This window comes from Desulforamulus reducens MI-1 (assembly GCF_000016165.1).
GTDB lineage: Bacteria > Bacillota > Desulfotomaculia > Desulfotomaculales > Desulfotomaculaceae > Desulfotomaculum > Desulfotomaculum reducens.
Window position 1 is genome coordinate 669,152 of sequence record NC_009253.1, and the last position, 16,870, is coordinate 686,021.

The 16,870-nt window shown below is 40.7% G+C and carries 15 protein-coding genes; 11 read left to right on the forward strand and 4 right to left on the reverse strand.

The window, feature by feature from the left end; all coding sequences use genetic code 11:
* Nucleotides 1–119: 119 nt before the first annotated feature.
* Nucleotides 120–1,607 carry an oligopeptide:H+ symporter gene (locus DRED_RS03370; RefSeq protein WP_011877000.1) on the reverse strand — a complete coding sequence of 496 codons (1,488 nt, stop codon included), beginning with the start codon at nucleotides 1,605–1,607 and terminating at the stop codon, nucleotides 120–122.
* A gap of 247 nt (nucleotides 1,608–1,854) precedes the next feature.
* On the opposite strand from DRED_RS03370, the gene DRED_RS03375 reads away from it, so the two are divergent.
* The 4 genes from DRED_RS03375 (at nucleotide 1,855) to DRED_RS03395 (ending at nucleotide 5,408) form a co-directional block, all read left to right on the forward strand.
* The gene (locus DRED_RS03375) at nucleotides 1,855–2,073 is read left to right on the forward strand and encodes a hypothetical protein (protein ID WP_011877001.1); all 219 of its coding nucleotides are present in this window, start codon (nucleotides 1,855–1,857) and stop codon (nucleotides 2,071–2,073) included.
* Nucleotides 2,074–2,173: 100 nt separating this feature from the next.
* Nucleotides 2,174–3,577 (forward strand): IS1380-like element ISDre4 family transposase, encoded by a 1,404-nt coding sequence (locus DRED_RS03380; protein WP_011876571.1) that lies wholly within the window; start codon nucleotides 2,174–2,176, stop codon nucleotides 3,575–3,577.
* A 502-nt stretch (nucleotides 3,578–4,079) separates the two neighbouring features.
* The gene (locus DRED_RS03390; RefSeq protein WP_011877003.1) at nucleotides 4,080–4,541 is read left to right on the forward strand and encodes a stalk domain-containing protein; all 462 of its coding nucleotides are present in this window, start codon (nucleotides 4,080–4,082) and stop codon (nucleotides 4,539–4,541) included.
* A 144-nt stretch (nucleotides 4,542–4,685) separates the two neighbouring features.
* Nucleotides 4,686–5,408 (forward strand): YwiC-like family protein, encoded by a 723-nt coding sequence (locus DRED_RS03395; RefSeq protein WP_011877004.1) that lies wholly within the window; start codon nucleotides 4,686–4,688, stop codon nucleotides 5,406–5,408.
* Between the two features lie 395 nt (nucleotides 5,409–5,803).
* On the opposite strand, the gene DRED_RS03400 is transcribed toward DRED_RS03395, so the two are convergent.
* Entirely contained in the window at nucleotides 5,804–6,427 is a 624-nt protein-coding gene (locus DRED_RS03400; RefSeq protein ID WP_011877005.1) for a PilZ domain-containing protein, read from the reverse strand.
* 293 nt (nucleotides 6,428–6,720) lie between these two features.
* Between DRED_RS03400 and DRED_RS03405 the strand changes: the two genes are divergently transcribed.
* Nucleotides 6,721–7,419 carry a response regulator transcription factor gene (locus DRED_RS03405; protein ID WP_011877006.1) on the forward strand — a complete coding sequence of 233 codons (699 nt, stop codon included), beginning with the start codon at nucleotides 6,721–6,723 and terminating at the stop codon, nucleotides 7,417–7,419.
* Nucleotides 7,420–7,661: 242 nt separating this feature from the next.
* Here the strand turns inward: DRED_RS03405 and DRED_RS03410 are convergent, their stop codons facing one another.
* Nucleotides 7,662–8,051, reverse strand: a complete 390-nt coding sequence (locus DRED_RS03410; RefSeq protein ID WP_011877007.1) for a YlbF/YmcA family competence regulator — start codon at nucleotides 8,049–8,051, stop codon at nucleotides 7,662–7,664.
* A 93-nt stretch (nucleotides 8,052–8,144) separates the two neighbouring features.
* Nucleotides 8,145–8,879 (reverse strand): YkgJ family cysteine cluster protein, encoded by a 735-nt coding sequence (locus tag DRED_RS03415; RefSeq protein ID WP_011877008.1) that lies wholly within the window; start codon nucleotides 8,877–8,879, stop codon nucleotides 8,145–8,147.
* A gap of 575 nt (nucleotides 8,880–9,454) precedes the next feature.
* On the opposite strand from DRED_RS03415, the gene DRED_RS03420 reads away from it, so the two are divergent.
* From DRED_RS03420 to DRED_RS03445, 6 genes are all read left to right on the forward strand, one after another.
* Entirely contained in the window at nucleotides 9,455–10,057 is a 603-nt protein-coding gene (locus DRED_RS03420; protein WP_011877009.1) for a 4Fe-4S dicluster domain-containing protein, read from the forward strand.
* 1 nt (nucleotide 10,058) lies between these two features.
* Complete coding sequence (locus DRED_RS03425; protein ID WP_011877010.1) at nucleotides 10,059–10,931, forward strand: CoB--CoM heterodisulfide reductase iron-sulfur subunit B family protein; 873 nt, start codon at nucleotides 10,059–10,061, stop codon at nucleotides 10,929–10,931.
* Nucleotides 10,932–11,339: 408 nt separating this feature from the next.
* On the forward strand, nucleotides 11,340–12,509 hold the full coding sequence (gene sat, locus DRED_RS03430; RefSeq protein ID WP_011877011.1) for a sulfate adenylyltransferase: 1,170 nt from the start codon (nucleotides 11,340–11,342) through the stop codon (nucleotides 12,507–12,509).
* Between the two features lie 416 nt (nucleotides 12,510–12,925).
* A complete protein-coding gene (aprB, locus tag DRED_RS03435; protein WP_011877012.1) occupies nucleotides 12,926–13,369 on the forward strand; it encodes an adenylyl-sulfate reductase subunit beta in 444 nt (147 codons plus the stop codon).
* 36 nt (nucleotides 13,370–13,405) lie between these two features.
* Nucleotides 13,406–15,280 (forward strand): adenylyl-sulfate reductase subunit alpha, encoded by a 1,875-nt coding sequence (gene aprA / locus DRED_RS03440; protein ID WP_011877013.1) that lies wholly within the window; start codon nucleotides 13,406–13,408, stop codon nucleotides 15,278–15,280.
* Nucleotides 15,281–15,625: 345 nt separating this feature from the next.
* A complete protein-coding gene (locus tag DRED_RS03445) occupies nucleotides 15,626–16,870 on the forward strand; it encodes a CoB--CoM heterodisulfide reductase iron-sulfur subunit A family protein (RefSeq protein WP_011877014.1) in 1,245 nt (414 codons plus the stop codon).

The following is a 16,870-nucleotide window of genomic DNA, read 5'->3' on the forward strand; positions in this document are numbered from 1 at the left end:
TAATACATTTTATCAATAAGCAGGGAAAATTCAACTAAAATATTTTACCTAATTTTAGCCCGGAAGGACAAAAGCATTTATAACAAAATCCCAGGGAATCATCCCCGGGATTTAATGTTTTAGGCAGCTTGTTGTTCCTTTTTATTTTGCTGTGAGTTACCCTCAATCATACGACGGAGAATGGGTACGGTTATAATCATAATCACAGCCACCACAGCGGTAACCTCACCAATTTGCAGGAACACCTTGGAATATATGGGCAGGGTTTGTAGAGGATCAGTTACACCTTTGGGTGCTGCAGTTAGCGTTGCAACCCAGCCGCCAATAACACCGGAGGCTGCGGTGGTAAGGAACCAAGCACCCATTACAAAGCCTACCATACGTTGGGGAACCAACTTGGCCACCATTGATAAGCCTAAGCCGCTAATTAATAGTTCTCCTACACTTTGGAAGCCATAGCTGGCCACCAACCACCAAACGGAAACGATACCCTGGGAGTTCGCAAATTTAGTACCCAGAGGTAGGATTAAAAAACTGATTGCGCATAATACCATACCCAAAGCAAATTTACCAGGCATAGACAAATCGCGCCCCTGCTTACCGAAGTAAGCATACAGATAAGCGAAAAGTGGGCTGGCTACCACAATCCAGAAGGGATTCAGGGCCTGGAAGGTTTCTGGGTTGCTAACAGCAATCCCTAAAATTGAGTGTTCTACGTTTTTAATGGCAAAGAAATTTAAGGAGGTGGGCATTTGCTGGTACAGAGTAAAGAAGACAACTGCTTGAACCATCAAAATTACAGCGGCAATCATTTTGCTACGTTCAATACCCTGACTCTTAAATATCTCTTTAAAAAAGATGGATATTACGCCGATACCAACCAGTAATAAAAGCCAGTGAGCCACAGTTAGGTTTTGTAGCATATAGGTAGAGAACCCAATGAGAACTGCTTCACCCAGTAATACCAGGGAAAAATTGCGGTAATGGATGGGTGCCAGGCCCGCAGGTGAATCAATTCCCTCAACTAACTGGCGGAAGAAGATGAAACTAGCAAGAGAAAGCATTAATCCTGCGGCACAGACATAGAAACCAACACTTAAACCAAACTTGCCGCCCAAAATAGGAACCAAGATCATGGAAATGAAAGATCCTATGTTTACAGACATGTAATACAGGGTAAAGGCGCCATCCAATCGTGGGTCATCTTTTTCATAGAGCTTTGACAGTAAACTGGAGGGGTTTGCCTTGAACAAACCGTTACCAACAGCTACAAAGGCCAAAGCAATATAAACAAGGCTCTTATCTAGGGTTGCCATACCAATTAAAATATAACCAATCATCATGGTAAAAGCACCCAGTACAATAGTGCGTTTGGTACCCAAAACTTTGTCGCCAATAAAACCACCGATAGCTACAAAACCATACACCATAGCGCTGAAAGCACCAAAAATGGTAAAGGATTCTGCGTCACTCATACCCAAGGATTTAACAAAAAAGGTTGCCAATACAGCCTGAAGTCCGTAAAAACCAAAGCGTTCCCACATCTCTAAGAAAAAGATCATGTAAAAGGGACGTGGTTGTTTTAGAGAACTGGAATTTGTTGACATAAATTTCCTCCTTTTTCCTATATACGTACGTTGGCTAGCTGTCTAAAAATGTATAATAAGTTGCACAGTTAGCTGAACAAAGATTATTTTACTATTTTTTATGACATAAGTCGACAAAAATAGTAAAGAGGTTGAAAATTTTAAGAGGTTCATAACAAAATCTGACAGTAGGATTATTTTACTGCTTAAAGCTTTTCCAAATTATGCTATAATAACGCCATGGGGGCCAACCTAAGGGAGGAATGACATGAAGCGTTTTTTGTCCTTACTTTTACTTTTTAGTTTTCTCATAACGGGTTGTGAAACCAAAGAATCCACTCAAAAAAAGCTTACAGAACAGGATATTCGTAATGCTGTGACTGAACTGGTACAGGGACTTAATGATGGGGATCTAGAAGTAGTAAAGAAATATGTAGGTGCTGCCACTCCGGTTGCGGAAAAGTTAATTAATAACCTGAATCCGTAAAGTAATTTTCTGCCTCACCCCATAATTTATAGGGAAATGAAGGAATATGTAGAAATATACATCTAATCGATATTTCTAATCTTCACCTCAGGGGTGCAACATGAAAAAGATAAGAAACAAGAAAATCAAAACCAAAAACAGAGACGATGATAGGCTCACTATCTTTGAAATTGAACAAGGTGACGAAGAGCTAACCACCCATTCGGGCTTAGCTCTTATCGGAGCCTTACTGACTAATACCAAGATAAAAACACGACTGAACAATACAATGTCTGCTGAACAAAAGAAACCCCATATTTCTAATGGAAGTGTTGGTATTGCCTACATTGGCTTGTTATGCCAAGGCAAGAGTGATTTTGACCACATTGAACCCTTTCGAGAAGATAATTTCTTTGCAATCTCGTTAAACATCAAAGAGACACCGTCAAGCCCAACCCTTCGCCAACGATTAGATATGGTTGCTAAAGATAAGCAATGGAATAATATCCTGTTGGAAGAATCTGCGGGGCTAATCAAAAAAACAAATGCACCACTAACCCCAGTGTACCTGGGTCAAGAAAATAGAGCTTATCTTCCACTAGATATTGATGTGTCTCCCTTTGATAACTCCAACACCAAAAAAGAAGGGGTCTCCCGCACCTACAAAGGCACCGATGGTTACGCTCCCATCTTTGCATATCTAGCAAAGGAAGGTTATTGCGTAAATACTGAGCTACGCCAAGGGAGTGAACATTGCCAAAAGAACACCTCAGAATTCGTTGCCGAAAGCATTCGCTATGCCAGAAAAATTACCCAGTTGCCTTTGCTTTTAAGGATGGACTCAGGCAATGACAGCGCTAGTAATATTGAAATTTGCTTAAATGATGATACTAAGGCTGATTTCATTATTAAGCGAAACCTTCGCAAAGAAACCCCTGAAGGGTGGCTACTATTGGCAAAGAACAATAAAGATATTTACTGCCAGGAACGTGAAGGTAAAAAAGTCTACTATGGTTCCATGATGAAATACAAAAAGGAGCTGAAAAGAGAAATCAGGGTAGTTTACAAAATTACCGAAAGAACCTTTGGTAAAGATGGCCAGATATTTCTCGTACCCCAGGTGGAGGCAGAAACCTATTGGACCTCATTGCCAGACCCTCCACATGTAATCGAAAGACTATACCACGAACATGGCACCAGTGAGCAGTTTCACAGCGAACTTAAGACAGACCTGGATTTAGAAAGACTGCCCTCTGGCAAATTTGACACTAACAACCTAATACTACATTTTGGAGTAGTGGCCTACAATCTGTTGCGCATGATAGGACAATCAACAACTAGAATGCAGCATGTGCCCTTGCGAAAGCAGGCAGAACGCCGTAGGATTAGGACGGTGATTCAGAACTTAATCACGTTGGCATCACGGTTAGTTTCACATGCAAGAAAGAAGAAATTACGATTTGGAAAGCACAGTCCCTGGTTTGAAACATTTAAACAAGCTTACTCTGTGTGTTTAGCAAGATAGAAATATCCACAGAACGATAAAACTTTGCACTAAAAGGAGTGCTTAGATTTTTATTGCCAAATTTAAGCTCAATACTATTGAGAGATTCATTAAATGCTAGTGGCAATTCTTAAAATATAAATTTTTACATATTTTACTGAAAGATAAGGTTACAGAATAGGTAACTCACGGATTCAGGAATAAGTTAAAAAACAACGTAAAACTATCTAATATTCGAGACATATCAATTAAAGGTACCACTGCAAGGGCCACTGTTACACTGGAAGTGGTTCCTTTGGAAATGAAAAAAGATATTACATTAAGCTTTAATGTAACAGATGTTCTTTTACTAAATAACCCCCTGGGTCTTTTATCCATCCTATTAAGGTAAAATAAAAGGGAGGACCACCCTAACAGAGGAGGTCTTCCCTTTTGAAGGTCTCTTACGGAAAATTTTGTCATGAACCATTGATTAAGTTACTTCGTCTATTTAAGGTAGAGTAAACTTGCAAAGGTGGTTTTTATGAAGAAGTTCATGGCAACAGTTTTTACCCTAGCCCTGTTATTTAATTGCGTAGCCAGTGCCATGGCTGCCCCCGCGAACAATGTCGTTTTTTATTTAAATATGAATAAATACGTCGTTGATAACAGCCAGTATACGATGGACGCGGCCCCTTTTATAGAGAAGGGTCGTATCTTTGTACCCATTCGATATTTAGCCTATGCCTGTGGAGTGGTAGAGCAAGATGTTCAATGGCATCATGTTTTTGAAACTGTAACACTGAAAAGAAAAGATACTACTCTTCAATTACAAGTAGGGATTAATCAAGCAATTAAAAATGATCTTGTGGAGGAACTGGATATCAGTCCTATTATGAAGGGAGATCGTACCTACTTGCCTGCTCGCTGGATTGCAGAATCACTGGGCTATCAGGTTCAATGGAACGAAAAAAGCAAAACTATGGTTATATCCCAAAATTCATAACTTAGATAAAAGTGCTCCTGCTCGTTGTAGTAGGAGCATTTTGGTTGCTATAGATGTAATAAGGGAATATTTTTGATAAGGTGTAACCTTGAGCACATACAAGCCTTTAGCCCTTAGCTATAATGGCAGACGAGGTGATTATTAATGAAAATTGTTTTACCAAAAGAACACGGAGCATGGGCTATGATGCTGGCTCCATTTGTGATTGGGGCAACAATACACGGACTCAAATGGTTGCATCTACCCCTTTTTATGGGCTGGGTATTTCTTTATTTGCTCTCATATCCCCTACTTATGGTTATCCGTAATGCAGGTAACTATAGCCTCTATGGAAAATGGCTATTTATATATGGGGTGTTGGCGGCGGTCTGTTTGACAATTCCTCTTTATTATTATCCAGAATTAATGATCCTAGGGGCGCTAATGATCCCCTTCTTTATTGTCAATGTTTACTTTGCAAAATCTAAACAGGAACGGGGATTGATGAATAACTTTAGTGCCATAGTGATCCTGTCCCTGGGATCTGTGGCCAGCAACTATCTATCAGTTGGAAGATTGACAGAAGAAGCCATCTATGCCTGGTTTTTATGTGTATTGTTTTTCGGTGGATCGGTGTTCTTTGTTAAAACTATGATTCGTGAAAAGAACAATATATTATTTCGCTATTATTCATGGCTCTATCATGGACTGCTTGTTTTCTTACCAATTGCCACACATCAACAATGGATTCTTTCTATGACTTATTTACCCAGCCTTGTTAGGGCCATAGTTTGCACCAATAGAGAAATGGCCCCGCTGCAAATTGGTAAGGTAGAAATCCTTAATACAATATTCTTCACAGTTTGTCTTATCATTTATCTACATTAATTTAAAATAATTGAAACAATTTCCAAGTTAAGAAGTGTTTTGGACTTTGCTACCACATAAGGGGCAATATATCTTAGGGGCAAAATAATGGTAGTAAATGGGGTAGATGGGAATAAGTATAAGGAACCAGGTCCAGGACCATTTTTTGGTCGGATCAACATTCTTTTTGCAGTTAGGGCAATAGCTTTTTTTCATTATGTAATCACCTTGTTTTAGGTATCTACAATAATTGATATATAATGTTGCCCTAACAACAAAAATTTATGAATGTTTAGTGGAAATTAGTCGTTCATAAATATTAGTGGATAAATTGTGCATAACCCTGTGGACAAGGGTGGTTTTATGTGGATAAGTGTAGATTAGAGGTAAAATTTTCTAAAACAACTATTCTGTTGTTAATGAGTGTTTGCCTTTATATATCTTGTTGATAAAATAGAAAGAGCTTCCTGAACACTTGGAGTCATATTAATAAATTTAAAACCTGCAAAGGGGATATGATCGTATTGTTTTTTCCAAGATAGTTGGACATCGATCTCAAAGGGAAAATCATCTAAGATAAGATGAGCTTTCAGAATATCAGTAGACAAAAGAATATTTTCCAAATGAGGAACAAGGTAAACCATGATACCGCCGGCGGAGAAGTTAACCAGGGCTGTTTGAGCTTCTTTGTTTCCAAAATGGAATATTACATTGGTTGAACGGTTAACACGCATAAACTTTCTTTCTTGGGTTTCTGTAAAACTAGGAGGAATCACAAAACCGTAGAATTTTTCATTGCAGTTTCCCAATAATGCCACAGAAGTTTCTGCTTGATAAAAACCCTTTGGTAGTGAGATCCCTATATTTATCTGTTGATGTTCTTGCAAAACAAGTACTTGGTTACCCTCCCTGGGAAGGTTAACCCAAAAAATTTTTTTATCCTGATCAATAGCAGTAATGGTTGTGTTGAAGGCCGGTTGAAGGTCCGTTTGCAACAATATTTTTTGCTTAAGCGATATAAGCTCCTGACTACTAACCATGGCGGTCACTCCTTTATATTTGCTTTCTTATATTGAGTATACTTAAATAAAGGGAGAAATCAAACATAATTCTAGTGGACTAGAGGGGATAAAAGAATAAAAAAAAACCCGCAAAATGCGGGATGGGAAAAGCGGATAAACATATCTTACCTGTTTTTAAAGTATTTTTGAATACGACAAAGGTCCCGTATAGATAGGTTTAACGCATTAAAAAAATTAGTAAATTTTGAGAAGGATTTTATAATTTATTTGTCCAAGTTAACTAATTATTAATGAAGGTCTGGGGGGTAATCATGAATAACGGAACGATATTGATTGCAGATGATGATCATAGAATTGTTAAAATAGTTTCTCATAGTCTGGAACAGGAGGGGTACAGGGTAATAACTGCTAAGGACGGGGAACAAGCTGTTCAATTAGCCACCACCATGAAGCCAGATATTGTTATTATGGATATCATGATGCCTAAACTGGACGGGTTAGAGGCTTCCCAGAAAATTAAGATGAAAGTCGATGTTCCTATCATCATATTGTCTGCCAAAGATGATGTTGTTGACAAAATTGTTGGGTTTAAAATGGGAGTGGATGATTACCAAACAAAACCCTTTAGTCCCGCGGAATTGGCCCTAAGGGTAAAAGCAGTTCTAAGAAGAAGCAAAGCTGTACCGGAAAAGAAGGGCAAGGATGTACTGGATTACCAAAATTTTTATATAGAATATTCTACCCGTCTTGTCCGAATATGGGGGAAGGAAGTTACGCTTACCGCAAAGGAGTTTGACATGCTTTGGCTGATGGCCTCCCATCCCAACCAAATCTTCTCCCGCCTCCAATTATTAGAACAAATTTGGGAGAGTCATTTTGAAGGGGATGAGGATACCGTAACAGTTCATATTAGAAGGCTAAGGAGAAAAATAGAAAGGGATGCTGCTAAGCCAGAGTTGATTAAAACTGTTTGGGGAGTTGGTTATAAATTTGAGGCGCCCAAGGAATAAGAGATAAAAAAGAGGCTTCGTGAAATGAAGTCTCTTTTGGTATATTGGAAAGTTTTATACTTTCCAAATAAATATAGGGAATACATAAGGGCAACTTAGCTTAGGCCATACTCTATAGTCTATAGCCTAAACTAAGTTTTCTTTAGCATATTAAATTTATAAAACTACTGAGGTAGATAAAGAATCCAAGGCCTGCCTTTAGAGTGATAGGATAGCAAGTAAAAAATTAGCCAAGTATTATATTATGCATTAATATCTTCTACATCATCTTCTGATATTTCCGGTTGCTCATTTGCGCGAATACCTTGACGAATTTTCGTGCTGACCAAAGTCATCATAGCCTGAAACTTTTCATGAGCCTCAAAGGAAGCTTTAACAATGGAGTTTTCTATGGCCTTAGCCTCTGCTTCCTGCATTTGTTTCTTGTCTTCTTCAGTTAGCGGCAGGCCGGCTAATTTCTTTTTTTGAACATCCATTTGCAATTTTTGAAGGCCTTCTACTAAATTACGAGCATCTTGGTCATGCATAAGAGCCAATTCAGCCTTTTTCATATTTTGGTATTCTTCAGTTTCCGATAAAACCTTTCCTAATTCAATACAAATATCTAGAGCTGCATCAATTTTTGTCATCATTTATACCTCCTAAGTGATATGTCCTTTTTGATGTGTTCTTCACATGAAAAGAAAATCCTTCCAGTTAATAAAATGTAGGGTATAGCAATTGCTTTAAAAATGAAAAGATAAAGCCTTGTCCATTATACTATCCAGCAATTCCCGATTTCCTTCTGTATATTGCTTCATAATTTTCATTTTACGGGCCCGGGCGCCAGAGCCGAGAATAGTATTTGCTAAATGCACAGGATAGGGAAGGAGTGTTCCCTCTTGGTCTACCAGATCCTGTGAAAAGAAATAGCAGTCAAGGGTTCCAATCTGGGCAACATAGCCAGCCAAAGTTGATTTTTCAATAAACTTACCGGCGTCTGAAACAACTTTGTCACACCAGGGAAGTTCATAATCAATAATCTCTTGGGGGATCACCAGATCATATTCCTCTTTAAATTTTTTGGCCAGCTGTTGCAGACCACGGTTGCCTGTTTCAAAATCTTCTTTAGATAATAACCCATAGGAACGGCAGGAAAAGGGGCGAACATGATAAATTGAGCATTGATTATCTTCATTAAGGAAGGGACACTTTTGCTGACGGTCTACTAGTTCCAGGTAAAAGTATTCAGCAGATTTTTTGATAATATTCGGCCATTCTGCTTTTTGGTTGTCCCTTATATGTTTGTACATATTTAAATATTCAATAAAGAAGGCCGGAGGGCTACCCCAATTGCAACATGTGGCACAACCAGTGCAGGTAGTTTTAGGGAGTTTTTCATAGACTTCTTGAAGTTTAATAAAAAGGTTATTTTGTTCGGCTTTCCCTAGAGCGGAATACAATTCTACCTGTTGTAGCATAGATTCATCTCCTTCAGTTATATTTCCGACTATGTACTAATTATAACAAATAACCATCTAACTGTGGAGGAAAAATAAAAATAGCTCTAAATCCTTAAACTATTTAAAAGATTAAACAAAAGAATCAAATGCATATTATTTTAATTTTCAATAAAAAAATGAAGGATTATTTCTGGCTGCCTAGAATCATGTAAAAATAAGCACAACTTAAAGTCGCAGAAGCGACATATATCTTCCTCCATAAGAAGCTGTGTCATAAAAAACAAAAAAATATCGGTGGTTCTTTTAAAAAATGGAAGGATATTATACTTGTCAACTAAAATTAGTGGTGTTATAGTTAATTCAAGAACGAACTAAGGCAGGTTTGAGAAACTTATAGATATATTCTCATGGTTATATAGAAGAAATGTGTACTACACAAGGGGGTGTGTAGGAGGAATAGCTATGTTATTCCGTGTGCAGTTATTCACAAAGCAGAACGTTTTGCCTGGTCCTGCTTAAGGTAAAAAATCATTTTTAGTTTTGCTTTTGCCAATCTGGCATAAAGAAAGCCCAAAGGGAAGTGAGGGAAGTAGATGACTGAAGCGATGGCAAAAGAAAAGGCCACGGTGAAATACGATTCACAATTTACCAAAAAAGTCTATGAGATGGAAAACGGCAAATGGGTTAAGATGTGTATGCAGTGTGGCATTTGCCCTACTACCTGTGCTCTTAAAGAAAAAATGGATCTTTCCCCCAGACGTATTATCCAACTGATTAGGGCCGGACGTAAAGATGAAGTATTGCAGGCTAATACTATGTGGTTGTGTACTTCGTGTTATGCCTGTGCCTGCCGTTGTCCCCGAGGAGTTCCGATGATGGACGTAATGCATGATCTCCGTCACTTGGCTGTAGAGAATGGTATTAATCACAACTCCCAGTCGATGGCAGAAGTTTATGCCAAGGATGTTTCTAAGCGGGGTCGGATTTGGGAAGGTGGACTAACCCTTAATTATGGTTTGAAAATTGGTCTTGGCAACTTCTTTAAAATGGCCTTAGATATGCAAGATATTGGAAAGAATATGATGTTTCACCGCCGCTTAACTCTGTTACCGCCGAAGGGTGTAAAGAACCCTGGTAAATTACGCGAAGTGTTAAGTAGAGCTGCTGAAATTGCCAAGAGGGAGGGTGCCCACTAGCATGAAATATACTTATTACCCGGGATGTTCCAGTGAAGGAACAGCTATTAGTTACCATCACTCTGCCCTTGAAGTAGCGAAAATTTTAGGACTGGATATCAAGGAAATAGACGATTGGAACTGCTGCGGATCAACTGTAACCTCCAGTGTTATTGGCCAATTCGCTGCAGATGTATTAGCAGCCAGAAACCTTGCATTGGCCGAAAAAATGGGACAAGAGGATGTAGTTGCAACTTGTAGTTCATGTTATGCTATTCTAGGAAGTGTTAATAAAAAATTTGCTGATGAAAAGTTTAAAACAAATGCCAATGATGCTCTCGGCAAGGATGAACTTAGCTATAGTGGCGGTTTAAATGTCCGTATGCTACTTGATGTTATGGTATCGGATGTTGGTTTAGAAACCATTGCTTCCAAAGTGGTTAAACCACTAAAGGGTCTAAAAGTTGCAGGGTATGTTGGATGCCAAACTGTTAGAGCTCTCAGGGAATTCGACAATTGGGAAAACCCTACATTTTTAGATGACATTACTCGCACACTGGGTGCCGAAGCAGTTAACTTCAGTCACAAATTAAAATGCTGCACTGGCGCGATGGCCTTAAGTTCACCCGATGTAACCATTTCTGCAATCTATCCTATCTTGAAAAGTGCCCATGATGCAGGAGCTGACCTAATAGTAACACCCTGTCCCTTATGCCAAATGAATCTGGATGCCTATCAAATTAAGGTTAACAAGATTTACGGTACTAACTATAATATACCGGTATTATTCTTTACTCAGTTAATGGCCATAGCCTTTGGCTTAGATCGTAAGAAAGCAGCACTGGATTATTGTATCGTATCACCTAATAATGCGCTTGCTGGTTTTGGCGCATAAAAACGAAGAATGTAAAAAACAAATTATTTTTAGCACAAATTCTTATAAATTTTATGAAAACTAGCAGGAGAATTTAAATATAAATAGAATAGGTTAGTAATGAAAATCACAAACAGGCAAGTACCTACTGGCACCCATTCTAAATAGAGAAGAAGGGGATGTCGTTGTAAACAGAGCAGGTAGCCAATTAAACAACATCAAGGCCATTGCTTGGGATTTCAAGCTAAATGAAATTGATGTAACCTACTTCCAATAATTTATCGATCCTGGCAGGTCAGTAAACTGGAAGGTGAGTTTAATACTGCTATGGTAAACGACATCAGCTTAGGGGTACATCTTCATAAGTGTTTGGATTCACAAAATTAGGACAAAGTCCAAGTTTTAAATCAGACAAGGAGGCGTTTGTTAATGGCATTAGTTCAACCCCATGGTGGCAAACTGACCCCGGTGCTGGCTCCCAAAGAGCAGCGCGCAGAACTGAAAGCCAAAGCTGAAAAACTACCCGTAATTCGCATGAGCTCTCGCGAGTCTTCCGACTGCTTAATGCTCGGCATGGGTGCTTTCTCCCCTCTAACTGGCTTCATGACCCAAGCTGATTATCAAGGTGTTATCGACAACATGCACTTAGCAAGTGGCTTAGCTTGGCCCCTGCCTGTAACACTGGCAGTTACCAAGGACCAAGCTGCAAGCATCGAAGTTGGCCAGGAACTGGCTCTGGTTGATGATGAAACTGATATCTATGTTGGTATCATCAAAGTTGCTGATAAGTATGAATATGACAAAGTTAAAGAATGCAAAGCTACTTTCTTTACCGATGATGCAGACCATCCTGGTGTGCAAAAAGTAATGTCCCAAGGTGAAGTATACCTGGGCGGCGACATTGTAACTTTCTCAGAAATGGGTTATGCCACTAAGTATGCTGGATACTATGCTCACCCTGCAGAAACCCGTGCTCTGTTTGAATCCAAAGGTTGGAGCACCGTTTGTGCATTCCAAACCCGTAACCCCTTGCACCGTTCCCACGAGTTCCTGTGCAAGATTGGTAACGAAGTATGCGATGGCCTTTTCTTACACCCCATCGTTGGTAAACTGAAAAAAGGTGATATCCCCGCTGAAGTACGTTTCGAGTGCTACAAAGCCCACATGGAAAACTACTTCAACCCTGCTACCATTGAAATGCGCGTGTATCCTATGGAAATGCGCTATGCTGGTCCTAAAGAAGCAATCCTGCATGCTATCTTCCGTCAAAACTTCGGTTGTAGCCATATCCTTGTTGGCCGTGACCACGCTGGTGTTGGTAGCTACTACACTGCTTACCAAGCTCAAGAAATCTTTGACGAATTTAAACCCGGCGAAATTCTTTGCCAACCCATTAAAGTTACCGCTTCCTACTACTGCAAGAAGTGCATGGGCATGGCCACTGAGAAAACTTGCCCACACACCAAGGAAGACCGCATTGCAATCAGCGGCACCAAGGTTCGTGAAATGTTCTCCAAAGGTGAACTTCCACCGCTGGAATTTGGCCGTAAGGAAGTTCTTGAAATACTCACCAAGTACTATCAAAGCTTAGAAAAGTAATACTGACTTGATTTCACTACTGGTTTTGTGGAATGTTAATAAAAAATTAAATATACCTAATATTACAGTTACATTCTACAACTTTCGACATGATAATACAGTCGGCAGGACGACAGGATACATGACTTGATGAAGTTATAACGAAAATGTTGATATAGTGGCAGAACCTATAAGGTCTACGCTATATCAACATACTAAACTCATAATTCTGTTAAATAACCAGATATGAGAACTCGTTAGTTTATCATTAAAGACATGAAGCTATAGTACGTTCGCCAATGAAAACCCATCGGAGTTATCCGAATATAACGAATCTGTCGCCGGTGGTGAGAAAACAAGTTATATTAGACATGATGTATTTATACTAGCAATTAAAGACGTAAAGTCTTTAAATTTAGCAATAGGGAGGTAAAAAAATGCCTAGCTTTGTAATTGCTGAAAAGTGCGATGGTTGCAAAGGTCAGGACAAAACCGCTTGCATGTACATTTGCCCCAACGACCTAATGGTTCTGGACAAGGAAAAAATGAAAGCCTATAACCGGGATACTTCCCAGTGCTGGGAATGCTACTGCTGTGTAAAAATTTGCCCACAGCAAGCAATCGACGTTCGTGGCTATGCTGACTTCGTTCCTATGGGTGCCAGCTGTGTTCCTCTCAGAAGCTCCGACAGCATTATGTGGACTGTTAAGTTCCGTAATGGTATGCTGAAGCGCTTTAAGTTCCCCATCCGTACCACTGATGAAGGAACTGCTGTTCCCGATGGCGGCTATACTTTAGATCAAGAAGATCTGAACAGCCAATTGCTCTTCACAGAGCCCTATTCCACCGGTACTCCTGAACTTCCTGGCCTGAAGAAGTAAATTTAGATAACCAACTATCGGAGGAGGTTAAATATAATGCCGAACTTTGAAACTGTAGTAGTTAATACCGACATTCTGATTCTTGGTGGCGGTATGGCAGCTTGCGGCGCAGCCGTTGAAGCAGCTTACTGGGCTAAGAAACAAGGTTTAAAAATAACTCTGGTTGATAAAGCTGCTATGGACCGTTCTGGTGCAGTTGCAATGGGTCTGTCTGCTATTAACCAGTACCTCGGTATCGCTAAAGGCGAAAACACCGTAGAAGACTATGTTAAATACGTTAAAAATGACTTAATGGGCATCGCCCGTGATGACCAAGTCGCTGACATCGCTCGTCACGTTGACTCTTCCGTTCATTTATTTGAAAAATGGGGTCTCCCCATCTGGACCAACGACGAAGGCAACTATGTACGCGGCGGTCGCTGGCAAATCATGCTGAACGGTGAATCTTACAAGATCATCGTTGCTGAAGCTGCTAAGAATGCTCTTGGCACTGATAACATTTACGAGCGTGTTTACATCTGTGAACCCATCATGGATGGTGACAGAATCGCTGGTGCCATCGGTTTCAGCACCCGTGAAGAAAAAGTATATGTATTCAAGGCTAAAGCTGTATTGGCTTCCATGGGCGGCGCTGTAGGCGTATTCAAGCCTCGCTCCACTGGTGAAGGTCTTGGCCGTTCCTGGTATCCTCCTTTCAGCTCTGGTTCCTCTGCTTACTTTACAATGGTTGCCGGTGCTGAAATGACTTGCCAAGAAGTTCGTTTCATCCCCGTACGCTTTAAAGATGCTTACGGTCCTGTAGGCGCTTGGTTCCTGCTCTTCAAATCCCGTGCTGTTAACGGTTTTGGCGAAGAGTATATGGTTACCCGTCGTCCTGAATTAGATAATTGGGGTCCCTATGGTAAAGTTAAGCCTATCCCTGCTAACCTGCGTAACTACCTCGGTATGCTGGATGTAAGCGACGGCAAAGGCCCTCTGTTCATGGAGACCGACGAAGCTATTGCTAACTTAGCTAAGAAATACGAAGACGATCCCAAAGCCTTCAAGAAGAAAATGAAAGAACTGGAAAATGAAGCTTGGGAAGACTTCCTTGATATGACTGTTGCACAGGCTATCCTGTGGGCTGCTTCCAACATCGCTCCCGAAGAGAAACACTCCGAGATTGCTGCTGCTGAACCTTACTTTATCGGTTCTCACTCTGGTGCTTCCGGTGCTTGGGTTTCCGGTCCTGCTGACATTGCTCCTGCTGAATATCAGTGGGGTTATACCAACATGACCACTGTTAAAGGTCTGTTCGCCGCTGGCGATGCTTCTGGTGCTTCCAGTCACAAGTTCTCCTCCGGCTCCCACGCTGAAGGTCGTATTGCTGGTAAATCCATGGTTCGCTTTGTAGTAGAAAACAACCAAGAACCCAACATTGACGATGCTAAGGTAGAAGAATTAAAAGCTAAGATTCTGAAGCCTCTGGCTGTTTGGGAAGAGTTCGCTGGTTTCACCACCGATCCCGAAACCAACCCCAACTATATCTTACCCAAAATGTACATGTTCCGTCTGCAGAAGATGATGGACGAGTACGCTGGTGGTGTTGTTGCTAACTTTACCACATCCAAGACTCTGCTGGAAGTTGGCCTTGAGCTTTTGACGATGCTGAAAGAAGACAGCCAGAAGCTAGCTGCACGTGACCTGCACGAATTAATGAGAGCATGGGAAAACATCCATAGAACCCTGCAGGCAGAATCCCATATTCGTACTGTATTGTTCCGTGAAGAAACCCGTTTCCCTGGCTACTACTTCCGTGCTGACCTGCCCAAGATGGATCCAGATTGGGAAGTATTCTGTAACTGCAAGTACGATGCTGCTAATGGTGAATGGGAAATGATCAAACGCCCCATCATCCGTCTGGTTGACTAATTAAGCACCTTCTGACAAATTATATTAGCGTAAATGCAAAAAGGCCCGTGGCCCTCTACGGCCACGGGCTCATTGTTTAGAATTAAAGGCCTAGGTGCAAAGCGCTATTAGGGCCCATTAGTCCAGGTGGCCTGAAAGGTGCCTGGATTTTATTTTGTTTGTTATATTTTGCATTGTAATTTAGGAAGATTGAGCTTTCATCTCGCTAATATCAGGCAGGACCTAGTATTAGCAAGTTGGGAGCAAGCTTCCCAAAGAACCTGGCGGGTTAGATAATTTTTAAGTTTTTATTGATCACCTATCCAATGGATTTTTTAACCCACAACTGGACTAGGGAGTGAGAAAATGGCAAATAAAAGCATATTAGTTGTTGGTGGCGGTATTAGTGGTATTACCGCTGCTGTGGAAGCCGCCGAAGTGGGTTATGAAGTGTTCTTAGTAGAAAGGAATGCTTACTTGGGCGGTAAAGTATCTCAGATTAACGAATATTTCCCTAAACTATGCCCACCTAACTGTGGACTGGAAATTAACTTCCAAAGGATTAAAAAGAACCCCAAGATCCGGGTTATAACCATGGCGGAAGTTGAAAGTATCTCCGGTCAGGAGGGTAATTTTGATGTTACCGTCAAAATGAATCCTCGTTATGTAACTGACAACTGTACTGGCTGCGGCAAATGCAGTGAAGTATGTCCTGTTGAACGGGCCAATGCCTTTAATTTAGGAATGGACAAGACAAAGGCAGTCTATTTACCACAACCCTTTGCTTATCCCATGAAGTATGTTATCGACAATACAGCCTGCACCGGTGCTTCTTGTGGCAAATGTGTTGAGGTATGTGATGTAAAAGCCATTGACTTGAACATGGGTGCCAAGACCATGAATCTTAATGTTGGTGCTGTTATCTGGGCCACTGGTTGGAATTCCTATCCTGTGGAAAAACTAGCCAACTATGGAAGTGGTACTGTTACCAACGCCATCTCTAATATTATGATGGAAAGATTAGCGGCCGTTACCGGACCGACCAATGGCAAGATTGTTCGTCCTTCCGATGGACAAGAACCCAAGAACATCGCCTTTGTACAGTGCGCTGGTTCCCGTGATGAGAATCACCAGAAGGCTTGTTCCTCGGTTTGCTGCATGGCAACATTAAAACACATTGATTATGTGAAGAGACAATATCCCGATGCTAAGGTCACCATTTACTATATGGATATCCGGGCAATGGGCAAGCACGAAGATTTTTATAATAAGATTAAAGAATATGATATCAACATGATTAAAGGCAAGCCTTCGGAAATTTTGGAAGACGAAACAAAGGATGTTATCGTCATAGCTGAAAACCAAAATACCCAGGAAATTACCCAATTGAAGTATGACATGGTGGTTCTGGCAACTGGTATGGCACCTGCCACCGCAGTTTCTCAAGTACCTGCCGCAGTGGCTTACGATGTAGACGGCTTTGTTCAAAGTGGCTCTGTACCGGGTGTTTATGCTGCAGGCTGTGTGGCAAAACCCGGAGATGTAGCCTCTTCCGTGCAAAGTGCAACCGCTGCTGTTCTTAAAGCCATCCAATCTACGGTGAGGGGGTAA